Origin of the sequence: Micromonospora sp. NPDC050200, assembly GCF_040656135.1 — a bacterium.
Taxonomy (GTDB): Bacteria; Actinomycetota; Actinomycetes; order Mycobacteriales; family Micromonosporaceae; genus Micromonospora.
The window spans coordinates 1-20,887 of the sequence record NZ_JBFALG010000087.1; the positions used below are offsets into that span (position 1 = coordinate 1).

The 20,887-nt window shown below is 69.3% G+C and carries 17 protein-coding genes and 3 pseudogenes; 12 read left to right on the forward strand and 8 right to left on the reverse strand.

Going from position 1 to position 20,887, the window contains the following annotated elements:
- Positions 1-130: 130 nt before the first annotated feature.
- The 3 genes from AB0I41_RS31970 (at position 131) to AB0I41_RS31980 (ending at position 5,468) form a co-directional block, all read left to right on the forward strand.
- A complete protein-coding gene (locus tag AB0I41_RS31970) occupies positions 131-1,594 on the forward strand; it encodes a tyrosine-type recombinase/integrase (protein WP_357114486.1) in 1,464 nt (487 codons plus the stop codon).
- A gap of 1,086 nt (positions 1,595-2,680) precedes the next feature.
- A complete protein-coding gene (locus AB0I41_RS31975) occupies positions 2,681-3,646 on the forward strand; it encodes a hypothetical protein (protein ID WP_357114488.1) in 966 nt (321 codons plus the stop codon).
- Positions 3,647-4,397: 751 nt separating this feature from the next.
- On the forward strand, positions 4,398-5,468 hold the full coding sequence (locus AB0I41_RS31980; protein WP_357114490.1) for a hypothetical protein: 1,071 nt from the start codon (positions 4,398-4,400) through the stop codon (positions 5,466-5,468).
- Between the two features lie 220 nt (positions 5,469-5,688).
- Here the strand turns inward: AB0I41_RS31980 and AB0I41_RS31985 are convergent, their stop codons facing one another.
- The 4 genes and pseudogenes from AB0I41_RS31985 to AB0I41_RS32000 all read right to left on the reverse strand — a co-directional run.
- Positions 5,689-6,156, reverse strand: coding sequence for a PfkB family carbohydrate kinase (locus AB0I41_RS31985; protein WP_357114492.1), 468 nt, complete (start codon positions 6,154-6,156; stop codon positions 5,689-5,691).
- Between the two features lie 55 nt (positions 6,157-6,211).
- Positions 6,212-6,583, reverse strand: a pseudogene (locus AB0I41_RS31990) (PfkB family carbohydrate kinase); the annotation flags it as partial.
- Positions 6,580-7,593, reverse strand: coding sequence for an XRE family transcriptional regulator (locus AB0I41_RS31995; RefSeq protein ID WP_357114518.1), 1,014 nt, complete (start codon positions 7,591-7,593; stop codon positions 6,580-6,582). The gene AB0I41_RS31995 and the pseudogene AB0I41_RS31990, both read right to left, overlap by 4 nt.
- A 247-nt stretch (positions 7,594-7,840) precedes the next feature.
- A pseudogene (locus tag AB0I41_RS32000) lies at positions 7,841-7,996 on the reverse strand (helix-turn-helix transcriptional regulator); the annotation flags it as partial.
- A 511-nt stretch (positions 7,997-8,507) separates the two neighbouring features.
- Between AB0I41_RS32000 and AB0I41_RS32005 the strand changes: the two are divergent.
- Both AB0I41_RS32005 and AB0I41_RS32010 read left to right on the forward strand, forming a co-directional pair.
- A complete protein-coding gene (locus AB0I41_RS32005) occupies positions 8,508-9,860 on the forward strand; it encodes a helix-turn-helix transcriptional regulator (protein WP_357114494.1) in 1,353 nt (450 codons plus the stop codon).
- Positions 9,857-10,525: a 2'-5' RNA ligase family protein gene (locus AB0I41_RS32010; protein ID WP_357114496.1), complete on the forward strand. Its 669-nt coding sequence runs from the start codon at positions 9,857-9,859 to the stop codon at positions 10,523-10,525. Before AB0I41_RS32005 ends, AB0I41_RS32010 begins: the two co-directional genes overlap by 4 nt.
- Before the next feature lie 203 nt (positions 10,526-10,728).
- Here the strand turns inward: AB0I41_RS32010 and AB0I41_RS32015 are convergent, their stop codons facing one another.
- Positions 10,729-11,685, reverse strand: a complete 957-nt coding sequence (locus tag AB0I41_RS32015; protein WP_357114498.1) for an aminoglycoside phosphotransferase — start codon at positions 11,683-11,685, stop codon at positions 10,729-10,731.
- Positions 11,682-12,269: a metal-dependent phosphohydrolase gene (locus AB0I41_RS32020; RefSeq protein WP_357114500.1), complete on the reverse strand. Its 588-nt coding sequence runs from the start codon at positions 12,267-12,269 to the stop codon at positions 11,682-11,684. Before AB0I41_RS32020 ends, AB0I41_RS32015 begins: the two co-directional genes overlap by 4 nt.
- A gap of 36 nt (positions 12,270-12,305) precedes the next feature.
- Between AB0I41_RS32020 and AB0I41_RS32025 the strand changes: the two genes are divergently transcribed.
- Positions 12,306-12,752 (forward strand): hypothetical protein, encoded by a 447-nt coding sequence (locus tag AB0I41_RS32025; protein ID WP_357114502.1) that lies wholly within the window; start codon positions 12,306-12,308, stop codon positions 12,750-12,752.
- On the opposite strand, the gene AB0I41_RS32030 is transcribed toward AB0I41_RS32025, so the two are convergent.
- Positions 12,742-13,356: a hypothetical protein gene (locus AB0I41_RS32030; RefSeq protein WP_357114504.1), complete on the reverse strand. Its 615-nt coding sequence runs from the start codon at positions 13,354-13,356 to the stop codon at positions 12,742-12,744. The genes AB0I41_RS32025 and AB0I41_RS32030 overlap by 11 nt on opposite strands.
- A gap of 495 nt (positions 13,357-13,851) precedes the next feature.
- Between AB0I41_RS32030 and AB0I41_RS32035 the strand changes: the two genes are divergently transcribed.
- From AB0I41_RS32035 to AB0I41_RS32060, 6 genes are all read left to right on the forward strand, one after another.
- Positions 13,852-14,868, forward strand: coding sequence for an SAM-dependent methyltransferase (locus AB0I41_RS32035; RefSeq protein ID WP_357114506.1), 1,017 nt, complete (start codon positions 13,852-13,854; stop codon positions 14,866-14,868).
- Positions 14,852-16,258 (forward strand): APC family permease, encoded by a 1,407-nt coding sequence (locus tag AB0I41_RS32040; protein ID WP_357114508.1) that lies wholly within the window; start codon positions 14,852-14,854, stop codon positions 16,256-16,258. Before AB0I41_RS32035 ends, AB0I41_RS32040 begins: the two co-directional genes overlap by 17 nt.
- Positions 16,259-16,263: 5 nt before the next feature.
- Positions 16,264-17,268, forward strand: coding sequence for an acetamidase/formamidase family protein (locus tag AB0I41_RS32045; protein ID WP_357114516.1), 1,005 nt, complete (start codon positions 16,264-16,266; stop codon positions 17,266-17,268).
- 12 nt (positions 17,269-17,280) lie between these two features.
- On the forward strand, positions 17,281-17,955 hold the full coding sequence (locus AB0I41_RS32050) for a GPP34 family phosphoprotein (protein ID WP_357114510.1): 675 nt from the start codon (positions 17,281-17,283) through the stop codon (positions 17,953-17,955).
- A 37-nt stretch (positions 17,956-17,992) separates the two neighbouring features.
- Complete coding sequence (locus AB0I41_RS32055; RefSeq protein WP_357114512.1) at positions 17,993-18,631, forward strand: N-acetyltransferase; 639 nt, start codon at positions 17,993-17,995, stop codon at positions 18,629-18,631.
- 86 nt (positions 18,632-18,717) lie between these two features.
- On the forward strand, positions 18,718-19,824 hold the full coding sequence (locus AB0I41_RS32060) for a hypothetical protein (protein ID WP_357114514.1): 1,107 nt from the start codon (positions 18,718-18,720) through the stop codon (positions 19,822-19,824).
- Here AB0I41_RS32060 and AB0I41_RS32065 read toward each other — a convergent pair.
- Positions 19,825-20,681: pseudogene (locus AB0I41_RS32065) on the reverse strand (DUF5954 family protein).
- Positions 20,682-20,887 lie beyond the last annotated feature (206 nt).

Sequence of the window (20,887 nt, forward strand, 5' to 3'; positions counted from 1 at the left end):
ACACCGCCAAGCGGCGACTGCCCGCGACGACTTGATCGTCGCGGGCAGTCGAGCGTGCATGTCGATCGACAAAACCGCTGCCGCCCCACGCGGCCTACCCAACTCCCACCGCACCTGGAGAGTCCCGCACATGTCTCAAGGATCGATCTTCAAACGCTGCGGGTGCCGGGACCCACGCACCCGCAAACCCCTGGGCAACCTCTGCCCGAAACTCCGCCGCGCCAACCGGTCCTGGAACCCCGACCACGGCCACTGGGCCTACCAACTCGAACTCCCACCCACCGCCGACGGCCGCCGCCGACAACTACGCCCCACCGGCTTCGACACCCGCACCGCCGCCGCCGGCGAACTCGACCGCGCCCGCCAGTTGCTCGACCTCGCCGGACGCAACCGCGGCCACCGCACCGAGATCGGCGACCTGCTGCAAGCCACCCTCCGCGCAGGCGGGGCCCTGCCCGACGTCGACACCGTCCGCAACCGGCTCCGCACCGACACCCCACTGGTCGGAGTGCCCACCCTCGCGGACTGGCTGGCCACCTGGCTGCAGCGGCTCAAGGTCGACGAGAACACCCGCCGCGGCTACGAATCCCACGTTCGCGTGCACCTCATCCCGCACATCGGCGACGTCGTCCTGGACAAGCTGCGCCCCCACCACATCGAGGACCTCATCGACAAAATCGAAAAACGCAACGCCGACATCCAGGCGGCGAAAGCCAGCACCGACCCCGACACCCGCGCCAGCGTCCGAGGGATACGACCCACCGGCCCCGCCACCATCGCCCGGATCCGCGCGACCCTGCGCAAAGCGTTCAACGACGCCCTCGCCCGCGAGGTCATCAGCGGCATCCCCAACCCCACCACCCTCGTCAAAACCCCCCACCCCCGCGCCAAGCCCATCGTCTGGGAACCAGAACGCGTCGACAGGTGGAAGACCACCGGCGATGTTCCCGGCCCGGTCATGGTCTGGACCGACGACCTCCTCGCGCAGTTCCTCGACTACGCCGCCGAACACGCCCCCGACCTGCACCCCCTGCTGCACCTCATGGCCTACCGCGGACCCCGCCGCGGTGAAGCATGCGGTCTCCTCGACGCCGAAGTCCGCCTCGCCAAAGGTGAGGTCAGCATCGTCAACCAGATCGCCACCCACGGCTACGAGACCCACCAGAAACGGCCGAAGAGCGACGCCGGCAACCGCGACGTCATCCTCGACCCCGACACCGTCGCCGTCCTCACCACCTACAAGGCCCGCCGTAACGCCTGGCGCCTCGCCGCCGGCACAGACTGGCCCGACACCGGGCTGTTCTTCGTCCGCCCCGACGGCAAACCATGGCACCCCAACGCCGTCACCCAACGCTTCCGCCGACTCGTCAAGCGAGCCGGACTGCCACCCATCCGCCTCCACGACCTTCGCCACGGCGCCGCCACCATTGCCCTCGACGCTGGCGTCGACGTCAAGGTCGTCTCGGACCAACTTGGCCACTCCACCACGACACTCACCCGAGACACCTACCAAAGCGTGGTCAAGCGGCTGCACCGGGAAGCCGCCGACGCCGTCGCCGGCAAGATCGCCAGCAAACGGCGTCGTACCGCCTGAATCACTAGCGGAGCCGACGGCTCCGCAGTGACAACTTGCGGTCTCCTTGGTGGGGTGCGCTCTAAGGCGAGTCTTGACCATTGCTCCGCGCGACTCTCCAGGCCCGCTACCACGGCCGTCAGCGTGCTATGGATGTCAGCTCCGCCAGCCGCCATCTCAATCGGCGAAGTTTGGTCACCTTCCCGAAGGCTGCGTACCGGTTGCTTGGCCCACCGCTTCACTCACTTCCGGCAGACGACAAAGCCAGACGGCCGGAGGCCGGGGCATGAGACGAGCGCCCCCGGGCCGCCAAGCCGGCGACGGCGGGGGCGCTCGCTGATGGCTGGGGAACCTTCGCTATCGAGCCAGGACGACCACGATCGTGGCGAGGCACCCGATCATCATGGTCATGCCGCCAAATGCGGCGTACGGCAGCCAGTCGCGCGGCTGCTCCCATACCTGCTGCATGGGATGTGTCGGCTGGTTCCCAGCGGCAGGTGCCGGCCGACTGTTGGTGCCCGGCCAGCGGGGCGGTGGCGTGCGGGTGGTTGATTCGACGATCATGGGGCCTCCGGCGTCATGGTCGCTGTTACGGGTCGGACAAGGGGGAGGCCGGACGGGACCACGGACAGGTGTGGGGCCCGTCGTCCCGCCCGGTCAGGGATCCGGCCGCGCACCACGACCGTCCCTTGTGGATCGGCGTCCCTCGGTGATGTGCCGTTACAATTCTGGCGGAGGCCTTTCAACGGTCGTGCGGATAGCGGCCCGACGATCAACACGCCACAGATCGAGCTGGCACCTATACGGCGTAGGTGGTCTCGGTGTTGAAGCGTTTCGGCTGGTCGAGGCGGCGTCTGCGGCGGCGGATCTGCAGGGGCTTGAGCGGCGTGTGGGAACCCGATCCCGGCCGCGACGGTGAGGATCTTCAGGGTGCGGATCTCGCGGCGGTCGTGTCCGCGGTTGGTGTCGCGGGTGGCATCCGGGACGGCTCGCAAGGGCAGGCCGGCGAGGTGGACGTGCAGGCTGGGCTGTTTGCCTTCGACGGTCAGGATCCAATCGACGGTAGGCAACCCATGCCTCAACTTCGCAGCCCTAGTATCAGCGGCCATGGGCAGTCGGGTGAACTACGTGCTCGTTCGGGACGGACGGTTCGATCGGTACGCGCAGGGCGGCGGCGCCGGCTACTCCCTCGACTACCACTTTGCTCCTGGGCCCGACATCACGCTTCGCTGGCTCGCCCAGCTCGACGACTACCGGCACGACTTCTGGATCGACGACCTGGGTTGCGAGGGCGGCGTGCTCATCGACGTCGAGGCGCGGCACCTGCTGCTCTTCACCGAACTGGGGCAGGTTCCTCTCGAGCGGCGGTACGCCTACCGTGCGGGGCTGCTCGACGCGTATCGGCGCACCTGGGACGGGTGGACGGTGAGCTGGGCGTACGACGGGATCGGCGACCTGGTGGCGCACGTGGGGGAGGACCGCGACCAGGTGCGCAGCGAGCGGACCTGGTGGGACGGCCTGTACCCCGACGGTGGGGAGCGGCCGGACGGTCCGGTGGAGTACCTCGTCAGCGTGGCCGACGCCGACGGGTGCCGGCCGTACGCCCTGCCGTTCGAGTCTTGCCCCCCGTGGCTGCTCGGCCCGCGCCTGCTGGACCGACTCGATCCGCGCGACCTCGTCGCTGCATGCTCGACGCACCCGACGGCGGGGCTGCACCTCGATGTTGCGCGGCACCGGGCCGGGCTGTGGAGTATCCGGCCGTTGGTCGGGCTGGCCGAGGAATGGTCCGAGCTGTGGCCGGGCTGGCAGCTGGAGCTGTGGGGCGACGACCTCAGCCGGCAAGTGGCCACGTGCGGTGGGACGCTCACCTTGCCCGGCGTTGACCTCGCCGCAGAGCGGGCCGCGCTGGCCGAACGGGTCGACCGGTACTGGTTCTGCGACGAGCACATGCGGGCGGCCGGTCAGGATGTCGACCAGCTTCGGGAATGGAACCTCGGCGGCATCGCGACCCTCCTCGACGCCCGCGTCACCCCGGACGAACTCGCCCGGGTCGTCGCCCTGCTCCGCAGCTGACCGGTAAAGCCGATCGAAATCCCTGAGCTGCCATTTCTGGACGAGCACGCGACCGTCACGGGTACGTCGACGAGGTTTGGCGCGTCAAGCCAGGTCCGGGGTGCCGGGTCTGCGGGTTGGCGCTAACCATCACAAGCTGGACCCCGACCCCACGAAGGAGCATCGATGGCGGCCAGCCGCCCGCGACGTGAGTCTTGGCGGGCGGCTGGCCACATGCTGGGGCTAGCTACCGCACGAGCTGATCAGCCCGGTGATAGCGGTGATAGCCGTAGCGAGGGCCGCGATGAGCGCGGCTACTTCTCCGATCGCCGGTTTACGGCGAGCCGAATCGCTGGAATTCCCATTGCGGGGACTACCGGACCTCCAAACGGTCGTTAGTCTCATCGTCTTGCGTCTCCCTCTCCCCTGAGGCTGGGCGCAGGCCGGGGCGGCACTCGCGGATCAGGCAGGGTGCCGCCCCTTTGTGCACGGGCTGTCGTCGCCCGCTTAATGTGAAACGACAGGGGCGTGCAAAAAGTGATTGGTCGCTCAGGACGATTTCGGGTGTCATTATGCCCGGTTTTCTGCCGATTCAAGCATCTTCATTGGCAGGGTAAGTACGATCATGCAAGTTGCACATGGCAATAACGATCTCCCTTCCTCCGTCACAGAAAGTAGCGGACCGGCGACGGGCGCTCATCGTTGGCGCTGGCTGCAACCAGAGTCGGCGCAGATCCACTAGCCTCGCTTGGTGGCTGAACGGTGGTCTGTGGTGACGGAATCCGACGTGCTGTCGTGCGCCGGGGTGCCGGCGCAGGTTCTGCCAGCGGAGAATGTCACTTACGTGATCGGGCCGTCGGCGACGCTCGTCATCGTGCAGGCGGGTGACCAGCCTGACGGCAACGCGGTGCAGAGCTTCGACGACCTGGCACTGCGTGAGCCCTTCCCCGAAGCCGCCGCAGCGCGGCTCAGCAGTTCCGAACCTCCGCTCCTCGGATTCGTTCGCGTGCCCGAGGGCTATGTCCCATTGGGAAAGCTGTGGAAAGCGGTCAGTCAGCACAAGCCGATCAGCACCGACGGCAGTCCATGGCTGTTCGGTGGTATAGGCGAGTTGACGTGGTGTCGGCTACGCATCGCCGAGCGTCTGCCGTTCGACGTCCTCGACCAGGTGCGGCCAACACCGCAGCAACCGCTTCCCAGCCTCGACTGGCTTCGGTTCCTGCCCCACGACCCTGTCGCCGCCGTACGCGACTTCCTGGCCGGTTGGTACGCCGACATCCCACCCGGCGACGACGGACTCGGCGACCAGGATGCAGCCCTTCCCGAATCGCTGCTCGCCTTCTACCAGGCCGCCGCTGGACGCCGGGAGGTGTTCGGCCTGCACAACCAGATCTACACCGCCGGCGAGTTGGAGTACGAGGACGACGGGCGAGTGCAATTCGGGACGGAGAACCAGGGGGTCTTCGCCATGTTGCTGGCCCCGACCGAGGCCGACCCGGCAGTTCAGTACGACGGACTCCACGCGGAACAGGAGCGGGAGCCGCTGAGCGCCTTTCTGCTGCAGTTCCTCCTCTGCGAGGCGTCATATTCCAGCCCCTTCACCGGCTTCGCGACTGTCACCGCGGAGCAGGCGCGGCTCCTGGTCGAACCACTGCACCGGGTACCCCTGCAACCCATGCGGTGGCCGGGCGACCCTACCCACCACTACGTCGCCGAGGGCTTGGTCGTCACGACCGCCGCCGCTCCAGACGGCTCGACCGAGGTGTACGTCGGGAGCCGGTGTCGGTCGGCGCTCCGCTCGCTGCGCGATCCGGGCTTCGGCTGGGAACGGTTCGACGCCTAGCCACGGCGTGCTGGGGGATGCCCGCCGCCGGCGCGATGAGCAGAGGCCCGCGACCGTCCGCTGTTGGCATGGCGGCAGCGTGCACAACTGATCTCGATCGCCGTGGGTGCCAGTATGGCCAGCCGCACTGGCATCGAGTGCAGATGCCGATTTTCCTTCGCTCGGTCTGCACCAGCCGTCTGTCCGTCGCTGCCCCACGTACGCCTCGGCCGCGCTGCGCCTACTGATTACTGGCGGGCTGAGCTCCAGCGTGTTGTACCGCTACCGAACCGATGTGGACGGCGGTGGTGACGGCGTCGGGTAGCGGGAGGTGTTGTGCCAGGTCGAGGGCGAGGGATCCGAGGAAGGCGTCGCCGGCTCCCGTGGTGTCGATGACCGGCACGGTGGGCGCTGGCACTGTGCCGGAGCCGTGGGAGTCGGCGTAGGCGGCGCCGTGCGCGCCGGTGGTGACGACGACAACGCGGGGTCCGAGTTGCCGCAGCTCGGCGGCTGCGGTGAGCGGGTCGTTGTTGGTTGTGTGCAGGATGGCGGCGGCTTCGTGTTGGTTGACCACCAGGACGTCGAGGTGCTGTAGCAGTGCGTTGTCGAGGTCTGGGTGGGGGACGAGGTTGCACGATGATGATCGGTGCGGGCCGTCGGTGCAGCAGCGCGGTGACCGGCTGGGGTGGCAGGTCGAGTTGAACGACAAGGGCTTGTGTGTCGAGGGTATCGAGGGCGCGCTGGATGTCGTCGGCGGTGAGTTCGGTCGCGGGTGAGAGGGCGAGGGTGATGTAGCTTTCGCCGTCGGGGGTGACTTCGATGATGGCGGCCCCCGTGGTCGCCTCGGGCAGGAGCGTGATGTGGCGTGTGTCGACGCCCGCGTCGGCCAGGGCCGCTGTGATCTGCTGGCCCCAGCTGTCGGCGCCGACGTTGGCGATGAGGCAGCAGCGTCCTCTGCGGCGGGCTGCGGCGATGGCTTGGTTGAGGCTTTTGCCACCGGGACTGGCCTTAAGGGACGAGGCGAAGGTGGTACGTCCTGGGCTGGCTCGATGTGGGACTTGGGCGGTCAGGTCGATGTTGGCCCGGCCGACGAAGGCGACGTCAAAGAAGCCGTTGGGACTGTTCTGGCCGGTCATGTCGTATGCGGGGACGCGGTCAGCGCGGCGTGCAGGTCGGCCACGCCCGGCTCGGTGGGGAACATCGTCGTGAGGTGGCCGCCGACGGCGGCGACCTCACGCCTGGTGCGCGCTGACCGTGTGAGGCGGGCCAGTTCGAGCGCTGCGAGGGCGGTGGTGGCGGCGCGCTGGGGCTCGCACGCTGCCGCGTACGCGGCAGCGGTTCGTGCCAGGTACAGGCCTCGCTCGCGTCGGTAGGACTCCGGCCACGCGTCGAGGGCCCGGTCGAAGCACTTGACAGCGGCGTGCGGGCGCCCCAGACGGCGCCAGCCGTCGCCTTCCTGCGCCCACACGTACGGTGTGGTGCAGAAGGAGCCGAGATCGCCGTCGTCCGCGGGGGTACCCGCGACGAGGTGGTGCGCGTCGTCCACTGCGGCCTGGAAGGCGCTGGTGTTGCCCGCGATGGCGTGGCCGTGCGCGCGTTGCAGCGCCGCGAATGCCCGCACTGGCGCCCGGTGGCCGCCGTTGCGGTCGGCCGCGCGGGCGAGTCCGAGCACGCGGTCCCGGTCGGTGGCCTCGGCGGCGCGTTGCGCCATGCGAGCGAACACGTAGGCGGTGAACTCCGCGTCGCGAGCTTCCTGCGCCATGGTCAAGGCCTGCGCGAGCCACCAGTCACCGGCGGCGCGATCGCCCAGGTCGTCGCTGAGCCAGCCGGCGAACTCCGCCCACCGCGCCTCGGTGCGCAGGAACGCGTCGTGCAGGCCGCCTTGGGCAACTCTGCGGAAGTGAGCGATGTGGCCGAGTTGCTGCCTGGCCGTCGGCAGGATCGCCGCGGCGCCGACGCGGTTGTCAGACTCGACGAGAACGGACCGCAGCACCGCGAAATGCTCGACGAGGGCAGGATCGACGCGGACCGTGTCCGCCCAGAGCGCAGCATCCACACCAGCAAGCGGCGCCACCAGGCTGCCAGATATCGCGTGCAGTAGTGCGCGACGGCTGAGCTGAACCTGCCGCGGTCGCCCCTCGATCATCACCGTCAGTCGTGTCGTCAGCCGCAGTTCCGCCCACTGAGGCAATTACATCCGCCGCGCCGGCCTGAACATCAAAGGCGGGAAGTGTGGCGTCGGCCTGCGCGGAGGCCATTGATGCCGTGAACGCGATGGTGCTCCTGCTGCGCCGGTAGTTCCTCTGAAGGGCGACGACCCGGTCGTAGCCTGCGGCGAGGGTACCGTCGGTCTGCAGGACTTCGTCACAGCGTTCCCAGAAGGTGCGGTCCGGGTGCTGGCGCCCGGTTTCGGCGTTGGCGATCGTGCTGCGGCCCGAAATGGTCCTCGGCGCGAGGGAGTGCTGCGTGTAGCCGGCAGCCTTACGGAACTCGGCCAGTTGCCTTCCGAGAGCCCGCCATTCCTCGCCCACATCGTCAGGGCCCGTCATCGCCGCCTCCCTCGGGTCAGAGCACCTCTACGGGTCGAGCTGCGCAGCAGCGCATCGAACACCGTCGAGGAAGTCATCGAGGCTGTGTGGTGGCAGTCACCCTACTGTGCGCCCGATGTTGCGGATCGGTCACGAGTAGCCCGGCGGCCATCCGCTTGCGGGGCATGCCGGCGGTGAGGTCAAGGCATCCGGAGGGCATGAGTGGACCGTAGGACCCCTGGAGTCCGACACGCCCGCGACACCGCGAGCCGACATTGTCGGCAGACGCCGACACCAACTCCGACAAATCTTTGACACCGCCCGGTCCGACGCGTGGCAGCCGCTGATCTCGACAGCTCGCACCCGACGACAACGCCGGTGGCGTGCGCATTACCGCCGTCACCGCCGGCCGTGCCCGCCGTGCGCACCCCACAGGCAGGGGGGCCTTGGGCGGTCCGGGACGGTCACAGGCGGCAGCTATGGTCTAGGCACGCCGTGACCGCAGCGTCCGCAGGCGATGGGGGTAGCAGCGATGGCCGACACCGACGAGATCAAGGGGGCCCGGCGTGACCTCGGCCGCCGGCTCGCGCAGCTGCGTAAGGCCACCGGTCACACTCAGCACGGCTTCGCCCGGCTCGTGCAGTACGGCCGCAGCTCCGTAGCGAACACCGAGACCGGCCACCAATGCCCCGATCGTGCGTTCTGGGTGCGCTGCGACACCGTTCTACAGACCGGGGGCCTGCTCGCCGAGGAGTACGACCGCATCGCCGAGCGTGCCCAGCAGCAACACCGTAGATCGGCGACCGAGGCGGCCAGGACAATTCCCGGGCCGGCGACCGCCATCCGCATCGGCCTCGACTCCGCCGGCAATGACGGGTCGGTCCTCTGGGAACACGAGGACAGCATCGACGCTCGCCGGCTGGTGCTGAAGTCCTGCAACGACGATGACGCCCGGCTGGCGTACCTCGAAGATGAGGTTGGTCGGGCAATCGCCGACAACGAGCGCCTCCCCCCGGCCGTCCTTGTGGCGCGTATGCGACCGCTGCGTACCTACGTCGATCAGCTCATGTGCGGCCGTCAGCACCCGCCGCAGCGCGCCCGGCTTTACAGCGTCGCCGCCTACATGTCCGGGCTCCTCGGCGCTCTTGCCCTGGATCTCGGCGCGTTCCGCGTCGCGCACGCCTACGCCGCGGAAGCGTTCGACCTCGCCGAAGCGGCGCAACAGCGCGATGTGCAGGCCTGGGCCCGCGCCACGCAAAGCCTCATCGCCTTCTACACCGGCGACTACCACGACGCGCTGGCCTACGCGCAAGACGGCCTGCGCCGCGGCGGCACCGGACCACACAGCATCCGCCTCACGATCAACGGCAAGGCGCGGGCCCTCGCGCATCTCGGCGACCGGTACGCCGTGGACAAGGCCGTCGACCACGCGTTCACCGCACTATCCGACTATCCGTCCAGCGCCCAGGCCAGCGCGAGCCTCGCCCTCGGCCCGTACTGCCAGGCGAGGACAGCAGCCAACGCGGCAACCGCCTACCTGACCCTCGGCTCCGGCACGGACGTCACCACACACCTCACCACGGCCATCGACGCGTTCGACGCGGCAGCTCTCCGCGGCCCGCAAGCCCTCAGTCGCCTCGACCTGGCCACCGCCTACCTGAACCGCGGCAACCCCGAACCCGAGCAGGCCAGCGCGCTGGCGCTGGAAGCCCTCACTCTCACCGCGGACCAGCGCTACGAGTCGGTCAGCCAGCGTGCACGTCATTTCCTTGCCACCGCGCGGCCGTTCGCCCAGCAGCCACAACTGCGGCAAGTCGCGGAACTACTCGGCGACCGCACTCAGATCGGCGCCCAGGCACCGCCGGCCCTACCATCTCCGTCATGAGTAGCCGGGAACTGGCCAGCCTGGACCAACGCTGGACCGCCTACCAGGAACTGCCCGAACTTACCGAACACTGGTACTGGCGCCCCGGCTGGCGAACCGACCGCCAGTTCTATACCTGGCACCTCACCTTCGATCACCAACCCGAACTCCATCAGCTCGTCACCTACCTGCAGAGCCAGTTGGCGCTACCCGGGCTCGACCTGGTGCCACTCGATGGCCTGCACCTCACCATGCAGGGCCTTGGGTTCACCGACGAGGTCAGCGACAAAAACCTCGACGCCATCGTCGCCGAGGCCCGTGAACGCTGCGTCAGCCTGCCACCCCTGGAACTGTCCCTCGGCCCTGTCGACCCCGACGCCGAAGGAATCGGCCTCCTGATCCAACCCTGGGACCAAGTCGAGCGACTCCGCACCAGCATCAGAGAAGCCATCGGTGCCGTGTGGAGGACGGTGCCGGAAGCCGCGCAGGGGTTCCGGCCGCACGTCACCATCGCCTACAGCGGCTCAGCCGCACCGACCGGCCCGATCCGGGACCGGCTCGCCTCACTGCGCCACCAGCCCCCCGCCCAGGTAAAGATCAACGAAGTCCCGCTGATCGCGCTACGACGCGAAGGTCGCACCTACCGCTGGACAACGATCGCCACGGTGCCACTGATCGGGCCATAACGCTGGCCGAGATGTCGAGAGCACCCGCGCGACCCCGGCGCCGAGTGCAGGCCCACCGCTTGGTGAACCACCATCACGTCGGTGGGTGGCGCGCAGCCCGGCACGGCAGCGGGCCCGAGCTCGCCGCACTCCCGATCCTCAGCACGGTGCGGAGAACCGCCGACCTGGGTGTCGACGATGAGGTGCTTCACGAGGATCTTCTCTCAGTGGTTGACGGCTGGTGGTGGCCGGCAGGGCAACCCGAACAGCTGCGCGGCCCCGACAAGCTGGCGCAGCACGATCTGGCAGTGGCGCGGGTCGGTGTCAGGCCGGTGGTGGCCGGCGGCGGCGGTGGTCAGGAACCACCACGCCGCCCACACCCTGTGCCAGCCCAGCGCCCACTGCGCTGCGGGCAGGCCACCCCGGTCAGCCGCCGCATCGGGGTGGCCGCCAGCGCCGATGTAGGCGCAGATGAGCTGGGCGAGCCTGCCGGGTTCGACCGGCGTGCGGGTGCCGAACCAGGTGGCCAGGTCGAGAAGCCCGGGTCCGGTAAACGCTTTCGCCCAGTCAACGAGGCGGCATCCGGTCCGGCTGACGTGCAGCGAGGTGGGATGGAACTCGCCGTGGCATAGCCCAAAGGGCGGCCGTTCGGCACCATCCGCTCTTCGACTCGCTACCTTGGCCAGCTCTTTGAGTAGATCCTCGACAGGTGCGGCGTCGAGGAAGCGTGCCTGCTGTCGAAGAGCGGCGAGCGCGTCGAGTGCCTGCTCGGGCAGGCACGCCAGCGCCGCCTGGTCGAACGTCGGCAACGTGCTCAAACGCGGGAGGGCATGGACCCAGGCGGCTGCGGCTGCGGCTTCGGCCGCGGTCGGGGGCCGCAGCGGGTCGCCGAGGTCGTCCATCAGCATGCCCAGCGCCTGATGGCGCATCGCGTAGCCGTGCAGAACGGGTACGGCAGCACCCAACTCGCTGAGGGCTCGCAGGACGGCGGCTTCACCGGTGAAGGGTGCTGCGGCGATTTTGCACACCACGGTGCTGCCGTCGGCGAGGAGCAGCCGCTCGACAGCGGACAGCTCCCACGCCTGGATGACCTTGTGGCCGGTCTGCGAGTGTCCCGCGCCGGCGAGCAGGTCACGCCGCAGTTGGTCGACGGTGCCCTCGTTGAGCCCGGGTGTGTTCACCGCGTGCTCGCCGTCTGGATTGTGGCGGTGGCTTGTTCGAGCCGGGTCAGCGTGAGGTCGAGGCGGGCCGACATACTGGCCGGTACCCGAGGGTGGGCTGTCTGCTGGAAAACTCGGAAGTGCGGCAGGAGCGCGAGTAACGCCGGCCGTCGGGCGAAGAAGCCGGGTGTGTCGCCGCTGGCGTGGGCCCGACGTAGCAGCGACCCCACTGCGACGATCTTGTCGGCGGTGGACGCGAGCAGCACCGGCAGGTCGTTCACAGAGATCGGCGGGTCCGGCTCGTCGAGGGCCCGGTGCTCGGCCTGCAGGGCGGCGATGATCCGCGGCACCTCCGGCCTGTATCCGGCGGCGAGCGTCTGGTAGATGTCGGGCGTCGCGGGGGCGAAGTCCGGAACGTCGTGCAGCAGCGCCGCCGCGACCAGGTCGGGCGGCGGTTGGGGGACGTGGTCGCCGATGGTCACCGCGACCCGGACCGCGTGGACCAGAGCGGGGCGGTCGTCGATGGTGTGCCCCGCGCACCACCGCCTGGCGTCGCGCAGGGCGCGGTCGATGATGGCGGGTCGGGGAGGCGATAAGACCGTCATACCCTGATACCTCCTGGTTGCCGTAGCATCGGCCTCATGTCCGGGCCGCTACCGCAGTGGTGTGAGCAGACCTGCGTTGTGTGCCCGGCCCAGCAGCTCGGGCCGGGCCAGTTCGACGTGGTCGACCGGCCCGGACCCGAGTTCGCCTACAACCCGGACATCGGATGGCGTACCAGCGCGGACGGCGTCGCCGTCTGCGTCCACCCCTACCGAGTCGGGCTTCCCCCCGGCCGCTACGCCTCACAGGGTGATCCGGTCCCCGTCGAGGCGCCACGGCCGGTGCCGACCCTCGCAGCCCTGCAACTGCCCGCCGACCTGGTGGACCTGGAAGGCTGGCTCGTCGCCGTGCTGCGGGACGCACCCCCTGAGGGGATCTTCGCCGCTGTTGCCCGCGCCGAGCGGGTCGCCGGTGAACGGTTCGATCCCAAGCAGGTGGTGGCGGCCATGCGGCGGGTGCTGTCGGTGGAACTGGCTAACCGCTGACCCCAACCGGCACGGCTGGGGCCGGATCCGGCTGGTCGAAATCGAAGTCGTGGCTGCGGCCGTCGCGGCCGAGGCCCGCCGCCTGGTAGTGGGCGTTGAGCTGGTTCAGCCGCCGGGTCACCTCGGCAGAGTCCAGCCAGTACCGCAGCGGCTGCTCACCCCAGCCGGCAGCGGCGTAGTAGGCGTCGGTCACGCACCCGCGGGTGTAGGTGAATTCCTCCAACTCCGTCGCGTGCGGGAACACCACGCCCAGGTCGGCCTGCATCCGGGACATCAGGGTGAACTGGGCGAGCACCGCGTGGACCATCTCGTCCACCGGCGCCGGCACCAGCAACTCCGCGGCCTCCTCGTCGCCGCCGGACAGCTCGAACACCGCCGCCTTCAGCGCCAACACCCGCAGCGCCTCGACCAGCAGCGGCCCCGCGTCCCGATCCAGCGACCACCGGCTGACCGCCGGGTAGCCCGTGAACGTCGCCCAGCAGCTGGAGTACTTCATCGACGAGCTGTGCAACCGGTCGAAGGCCGAATGCTGCCGCATGCCCTCGAGGATCTCGGCGGCCCGGCGGCCGACGGCGGCGGCCTCGGGCATGGAGGAATTGGCCATGACATTTCCCTTCTACTGAACAAGTGGGCATCGGGAGGCATCGCGAGCGGGTTGCCCGGCGCTGCCCCTCACCGCCACGTTCCGGACGCCGGAACGAGCGATGACACCCCCATCACAACCATCAATCACCCTTGTCGATAAGACCTGTCAACGACCTCCGACAATTCTCCGACAAGGCAGCAATCTCCGCCGATGCCAGGTTGACCCAGTCCTGACCTGGCCAGACGCGATCCGTACGCCCGCCCGTCCAGTTCCTCCCGTCCGCCTCCGACTATCTCTCCGAGCCCTGGGTCACCAAAATCCGTAGTCGCTGTCAGCGGATTGTCGGAATCGACTGACACTCATAGCCGACATCGATAGCGCTCGCCTTAACTTGCGACAAGCCACGTCAGCCGCCATGCGACCACGTGCCTATTCGACCTATCCAGCGCGAGAAGGCAGAACCGAGGAACGTGCCCACCCCAACCGTAAGGACAGCGAGGGAAGGAGACAGTGATGAGTAGAACGGATTCTGCCGCGACTGCGTTCGCACAGGCGCCCAGCCTGCGGCGCGAGACACAACATGCAGCGCTCTGCCCTGTCGCATCCGCGCTGTCCTTCCCGGCGCCCGTCACGACGACCTTGATTAGATGCCTTGCTGCCCCAAGCCCCAGCCATCGGAGCAACGCCTCGAACCGCGAGCCAGAGGAGGTGCGCCTGGACAGGGCGTCTGGGTGGCGGGTTGAGGACTATCTTCTCGGCGGGGCTCACAACTTCGCGGTCGACCGCGCGGCGGCCCACCAGTTGCTCCGACAGGTGCCGCAGGTAGCGGCCGACCTGCGCGCATGCCGATCGTTCGTCGCGCGGGCGGTACGGCACGTGGCGGCTCTCGGCATCCGGCAGTTCGTGGTGCCCGGTCCACCGTTGCCCGTGCCGGGCGGCGTCCACCAGGTCGCCGCCGACGCTGCGGCCGACGCGCGGGTGGTCTACGTGGCATCCGATCCAGTCGCGGTGGCCTTCAGCCGCTTAACCGTCGCCGACCTTGGCCGCGAGTCGGTGGCCTTAGCTGGCGTTGATTCACTCACCGACGCGATACAGGCAGCAGCCGAGGTCGAGGCGATTGACGCACGCGAGTCCGTCTGCCTGGTCCTCGCCGGGCTCGCGCCGGCACTCACGGAGCAGCTCGAGCAATCGATCACCGCGATCACCAGGGTTCTCGCCGCCGGCTCCGTTCTCGTCGTAGCGCACCCCAACGACGTTGCCATCTACGCAGCCATCCGTTTCGCCGCCGCACCGCACACGCCGTTCCCGGCACCAACACCTGTGCAGCGCCTTCACAGCGGACTGGACCTGCTGCCACCGGGCCTCGTCCCGCCAGACGCCTGGCAGCCGACGGAGCCGACACCGCAGCCAGCGACCGCGCGGTGGCTGGCCGGTGTGGCGGTGAAGCGCCCGCGGAACGCGTCAGCCCACGACCACCGCTTCCCCATTACCCCTTGTCAGGAAGGCTCGCGCGATGTTCGAGCAGGATGAGTTGGCCCGTTACGGATACCGGCAGGAGCTGAGCCGGCAGCTCCGACTCCGGGACCTGCTGGCCTACGGCCTCGTCTATATGGTGCCGATCGCGCCGATGGCGATCTTCGGCAGCGTGTACGCCGGCTCCGGTGGGATGGTGGCCCTGGCGTACGCGATCGGCGTGGTCGCGCTGGTGTTCACCGCGTTCTCGTACGCGCAGATGGTGCGGGCGTTCCCCATGTCGGGCAGCGTCTACAACTATGCAGGCCGGGGCATCAGCCCGCCGGTTGGCTTTCTGGCCGGCTGGGTGATCCTGCTCGACTACGTGCTCGTTCCGGGGCTGTTGTATCTGGTGGCGTCGGTGGCGATGCAGGCAACCGTGCCGTCGGTTCCGGTGTGGGCGTGGCTGTTGGCCTTCGTCGCCGTCAACACGATCGTCAACTCGGTGGGAATCCGGATGACGGCGGTGGTCACCCGGGTGATGCTGATCGGCGAGCTGATCATCCTGGCGATCTTCCTGGCCGTCGCCGCCTGGGCGGTCGCTTCCGGGAAGGGGCGGTTCAGCTGGGAGGCGTTCTACAACTCCGACACATTCACCTGGTCCCTCGTTGCGGGGGCGGTGTCGATCGCCGTGTTGTCGTTCCTCGGCTTCGACGGCATCAGCATGCTCGCCGAGGAAGCCAAGGGCGGCTCCCGGCAGATCGGCCGGGCCATGGCCGCGGTCCTCGTGCTGGCGGGGGTGTTGTTCATCGCTCAGACGTGGCTGGCCGCGATGCTCGTCCCCGACCCCGGCGCGCTGCTGGCCAACGGTGACCCGAACGGCACCGCCTTCTACGACGCCGCCCACGTCGCGGGCGGGGGTTGGCTGGCGACGGTGTGTGCGGTGGCGACGGCGGTTGCTTGGGGTTTGCCGAACTCGATGGTCGCCCAGGTCGCCACCAGCCGGTTGCTGTATGCGATGGCCCGCGACAGGCAGCTGCCCGCCTTCTTGGCGAAGGTGTCGATCCGCCGGAACGTGCCGATCAACGCCACCCTGCTCACCGGTGCCGTGTCCCTCGCCCTGGGCCTGTACATGGCCGGTCGGACGGACGGGATCACGCTGCTGTCGTCGCTGATCAACTTCGGGGCGATGGTCGCCTTCCTCGTCCTGCACGTCTCCGTGGTGGTGCACCACCTCATCCGCCAGCGCAGCCGCAACTGGTGGGCGCACCTGGTGATGCCCGCGATCGGGTTCGCGATCCTCGCCTACGTGGTGGTCAACGCGAACATCGCCGCCCAGCGCCTCGGCCTGGCCTGGCTCGCCCTCGGCGTGGTCGTACTCGCCGGCCTGTACCTGTCTGGCCGCCGGCCGGTGCTGTCCGGCTTGGCGCCCTTCCAGCCGCAGCAGCGTGACGTGGAGCGGGTGTGACCGGCATGGAGAAGTTCACCTACCGTCCGGCGCGGGACGAGCTGGCCTACACCTTCGGCGGTCGGATGCCGGTCGCGCACCTGCGCTCCGGGGATGTACTCGAGGTGTTCACAGAGGACTGCTTCGGGGGGCTCGTGCGAGGGCCGGGCGACCTGCCGTCGCAGGTGTGCCGCATGCCCTACCTCAACCCCGTGTCCGGGCCGTTCTTCGTCGAGGACGCCGAGCCCGGCGACACCCTCGCCATCCACCTCGCCTCCATCGCCCCGGCCCGTGACTGGGGTATGTCCTCGACGTTCCCGCACTTCGGCGCCCTCACGTCTACCTCGCACACGGCCACCCTCCAGCCACCCCTCGAGGAACGGGTGTGGGTATATGGCATCGACCGGCAGGCAGGCACGGTGCGGTTCCAAGCCACCGAAAGCGGCCACACGGTGGACCTGCCCCTGGATCCGATGATCGGCACGATCGGTGTCGCCCCCGGCGGGTTCGAAGCCCGCTCCACGATCGTCCCGGACACCCACGGCGGGAACCTCGACACCCCGCAACTCCGGGCCGGCACCACGCTCTACCTGGGGGTGAATGTGCACGGGGCGATGCTCGCCCTGGGCGACGGCCACGCCCGCCAAGGCGAGGGCGAGGCCTGCGGCGTGGGTGTCGAGATCGCCACCACCACAACCCTCGCCGTTGAGGTCATCAAGGGCGTGCCGACCGTGTGGCCGCGCCTGGAAACCGACACCTCGATCATGTCGATCGGCTGCGCCCGTCCACTCGAGGACGCCTACCGAATCGCCCACCACGACCTGGTGGGCTGGGTGGAGTCACTGACCGGGCTCGAGATGCTCGACGCCTACCAGCTGGTATCGCAGGTGGGGCGGGCACCGATCGGCAACGTGTGCGACCCGAACTACACCGTCCTCGCCGCTGTTGACATGGCGCTGCTTCCGGCATCTTCGGCCGGGTACGGCGGGGTGCACGGCCGGCTTCGTCAGCTCGCCGTAGGGCTGGGGTAGGGGGCCGGCGTGATGAGTGTTCCTCGACTGCCGCTGCGGGATGAGCTGTTCCTGCTCGGCCACAACGACGACACCGGCCACCCGCACATCCACCGGCAGGCATTGGCGATCGGGCTGGCCGGCGCGGTCCTGATCGACCTGTTCCTCGCCGGACGGATCGTCCTCGACCCGAACGACGACCGCCCTGCCGGCGAGCGGTGGCTGCGTCTGCACACCGACCAGCCGGTCGGTGACCTGATCGGCGACACCGCCCTCGCCGCGATCCGCTACGGGCGCGCCGCACCACCGCTGAAGGCCTTCCTTCGTGCGTTTTCCGAAGACCTGTACGAGCGCACCCGCGCCGGGCTCGTCGCCGCTGGCATCCTCCGGCAGATCACCCGCCGGCGCCTCGGCGGTCTCGCCCGCACCGACACCTACCTCGCCACGGACAGCAAGTGGGCGCTCGTCGCCCGGGCCCGGCTGCGGTACCTCGCGGCCGGCCGGGAGCACCCCGACAACCACACTGCCGCCCTCGCCGGGCTCGTCGCCACCCTCGGCCTGACCAGCCACCTCTACCTCGACGACGACACCGCCACCCTCACGGAACGGCTGAAGGCAATCGCCGAGCAGCACCACCGGTCGGTGCGGGACATCACCGCCGCCGTCGACGCCGCGGTTGGTGACCTCGCCACCGCCACCTACCGCTGACCCAGCCAACGAGGTACCAATCCCGATGGAGGCTCCGTTGCGTATCCGCGCCGCCCGCTGGACGGACAAGGACCTGGTCGCCGCGCTGATCGCCGACGCCTTGCACTCCAGTCCGCTCGCCGCGTGGCTGGTGCCCGACCCAGCACAGCGGCGCCATGTGCTGGCTGGTGTGGTCGGGATCTGGGTGGAGCACGCGATGTTCTTCGGCGACATCCACCTCACCGACGACCTCACCGCCGCCACCGTCGGCTTCCACCGCTACCGGCCCATCCCCCCACCGGCCAACTACCGCATCCGCCTCGCCGACGCCGCCGGAGGTCACGCCGACCGGTTCGACCTGCTGGACAGCCTGCTGTCCACGAAACAGCCCACCGAACCGCACTACCACCTCGCGTTCCTCGCCGTCCGCCCCGGCGCCCAAGAGGCCGGCCTTGGCACCGCGCTGCTGACCCACCACCGCAGCCGCCTCGACCGCATCGACCTGCCCTCCTGGACGACCATCCCCATGGGCGGGGAACACCTGCTCGCCCGCTACGGCTACAGACCCCGACCACCGGTCACCCTGCCCGACGGGCCGACCCTGCGCCCGATGCGCCGCAACACTCACCGCAGCAGCGCCATCCCGATCAACTCCGCCCACCCGGTCGACAACCGCTGGCAAGACCTGCGCACGTAGTCGCACAGCCCTCGCCACCGAAACAAGTCGACCGGTGCCATCTACCGCCAGCCGATTCTCGACACCCCCAACCGGAATCGCATCTCATGGCCTTTCCTCGCAGATACCCTCCAGACCTGATCGACGCCGTTGTCCAGCGCGTCGTAGACGCCCGCACCGTCAAGGCATACGGCGCGGTCACCACCGTCGCCCGCCAGCTGAACCTCGACCCCCGCCTCGTCCAGAAATGGGTCACCAAAGCCACCGCCCCACCCTCACCCCAGCCGGGCAGGCCGGCCGCCGACTCGTGGGAGGCGTACCTGCCAGCAGGGCTGCTGCACTGCAAGTTCTGCCACCAACCGATGGCCCACGCCGAGCTGCAGGATTCCGTGCAGGGCTATCAATGCCAGGCGGGCTGTCGGCCCCGACCCCTTGACGCCGCGGCCATCACCGACGCGGTCGGCCGGGCGATCCTGCGGCACGCACCGCGGATCGTCCCCTCGACCGGCACGCCGACACCCCCACACCTCGCCGCCATCCACGCCCACCGCGTCCTCGCCCGCATCACCATCGGCGCCACCCCCAGCGACATCGCGCTCACCTGGCGCGCCGCGCCCCTATCCGGCCCCGGCGTCGACACCGAACGCGTACAGGCCGTCGCCACCGCCCGTCACCTGGCCCTCGACGATCCGATACGCGCCCGGCAACTCCTGCACGACAGCCTCACCGGCATCGACACAGCCACCGCGCCCGCACACCCGCTATACATCGACGCCGCCGCGCTGTTGGCCGAACTGCTACTCCGGCTCGGCCGCCCGTCCGACGCCATTGCTTGGGCCACCTACGCCCACCGCAGCACGGTCCAACTCCACGGCCCCACCCACCCGCGCGGCCTCCACGCCCTCCACCTCCAAGCCGTCGCCCACCGGAGGGCTGGACACCACCAACGCGCCTACCGCCTCTACCAAGAACTGGCCGACCAGCTCACCCGCCTCGAAGGCCCCCACGCCCACCGAACCCTCGCCACCCACGCCGCCACCGCCCTCGTCCTCCACGCCCTCGGCCACTGCCAAGCCGCCCGCACCCTCCTCGCCGACACCATCACCACCCACCGACGCGACCACCCCGACCACCCGGCCACCGCCCGCATGGCCCAACACCTGACCCGCATCTCGCACGACTGCGCCGCCAAAGGCCACCACCACGACGCCTGACTACCCCGCACTCCCAACGCGATCCCGCCGTGACCGCCACGTCCACAGGAGCGCTAAGCCAACCGCGTCACCGCCTGGGCGGACGCATACCCGCTTCGCCCCGAGGCACGTACGGGCTGTGGAGAAACCGGCGGAATTGCCCGGGGGAGCGTGGCGGCCAAACTCGACCCGAAGCGCGGCCTCACCGACACCGGTGGGCGCGGCCGGGCCAGCGATCAGGTCACCGGCGAGGAAGCTGTCGCACTCGTCGGCCTGGCGGGGGTCGGGGTCGGTGGTTCGTGGTGGCTCCGGCCCGTCCGGCCGAACCGGGCGAACGTGTCCGCCCGCACGACCCGGTACACGCGGCCGGCCACCCTGACCTGGTCGACCTTCTCCCAGTCCAGCACCTGCACAACCGCGGTCAGCTCAGCGGCCAGCGCCGGGTCGGTCGTCTCGGCGAGCCGTTCACGTAGCCGATGGGCCAGGGTGTCCCGGGCGGCCTGCGGGGCGTCGTCGACCAGGCCGTGCACCTGCCACCGCCCGCCGCCGAGGTCCACGGCATGACCGAACAACGGCGCCCCGATCCGCCCGATCGGGTACGCCGCCACGCGCCGGGCCGCGTCGTCTTCGGTCACCGCGCCGACCGGGTCGGTCCGCGGCTGGACCCGAATCACCGCACCCAGGCGCCGCTCACCGCCACTCATGGGAAGCATTGTGTAACGCCCCGACCCAGCACGCCGACCCGGCACGCGAACGGCGTGACGACAGCCCGCGTTGGCGATGCCCTCGTCGAGCATCGTGTCGCCTCGGACGTGGCGTGCGAGTGCCAGCAGTCCAAGGTCGCCGTACGGCGACCCCCGTGAGCCCGGCCTGCCCATCGCGCGCTTGTGGGTCGACGTGTCGCACGGTGTGGCTGCTACCGGGTGACTAGGCTCGGCGATCGTACGTTTGTGCTAGTCGGGAGGGTGCTGTGCGTTCCGTTGAGCCTGTGAGAGGGCGGTTCGGAAGGTTAGGTCCTTTTCGGGGCAAGGGCGAATATTCCGGGTTCGGTCTCGGTCAGGATCTGGCGGTTGACCAGGCGTTT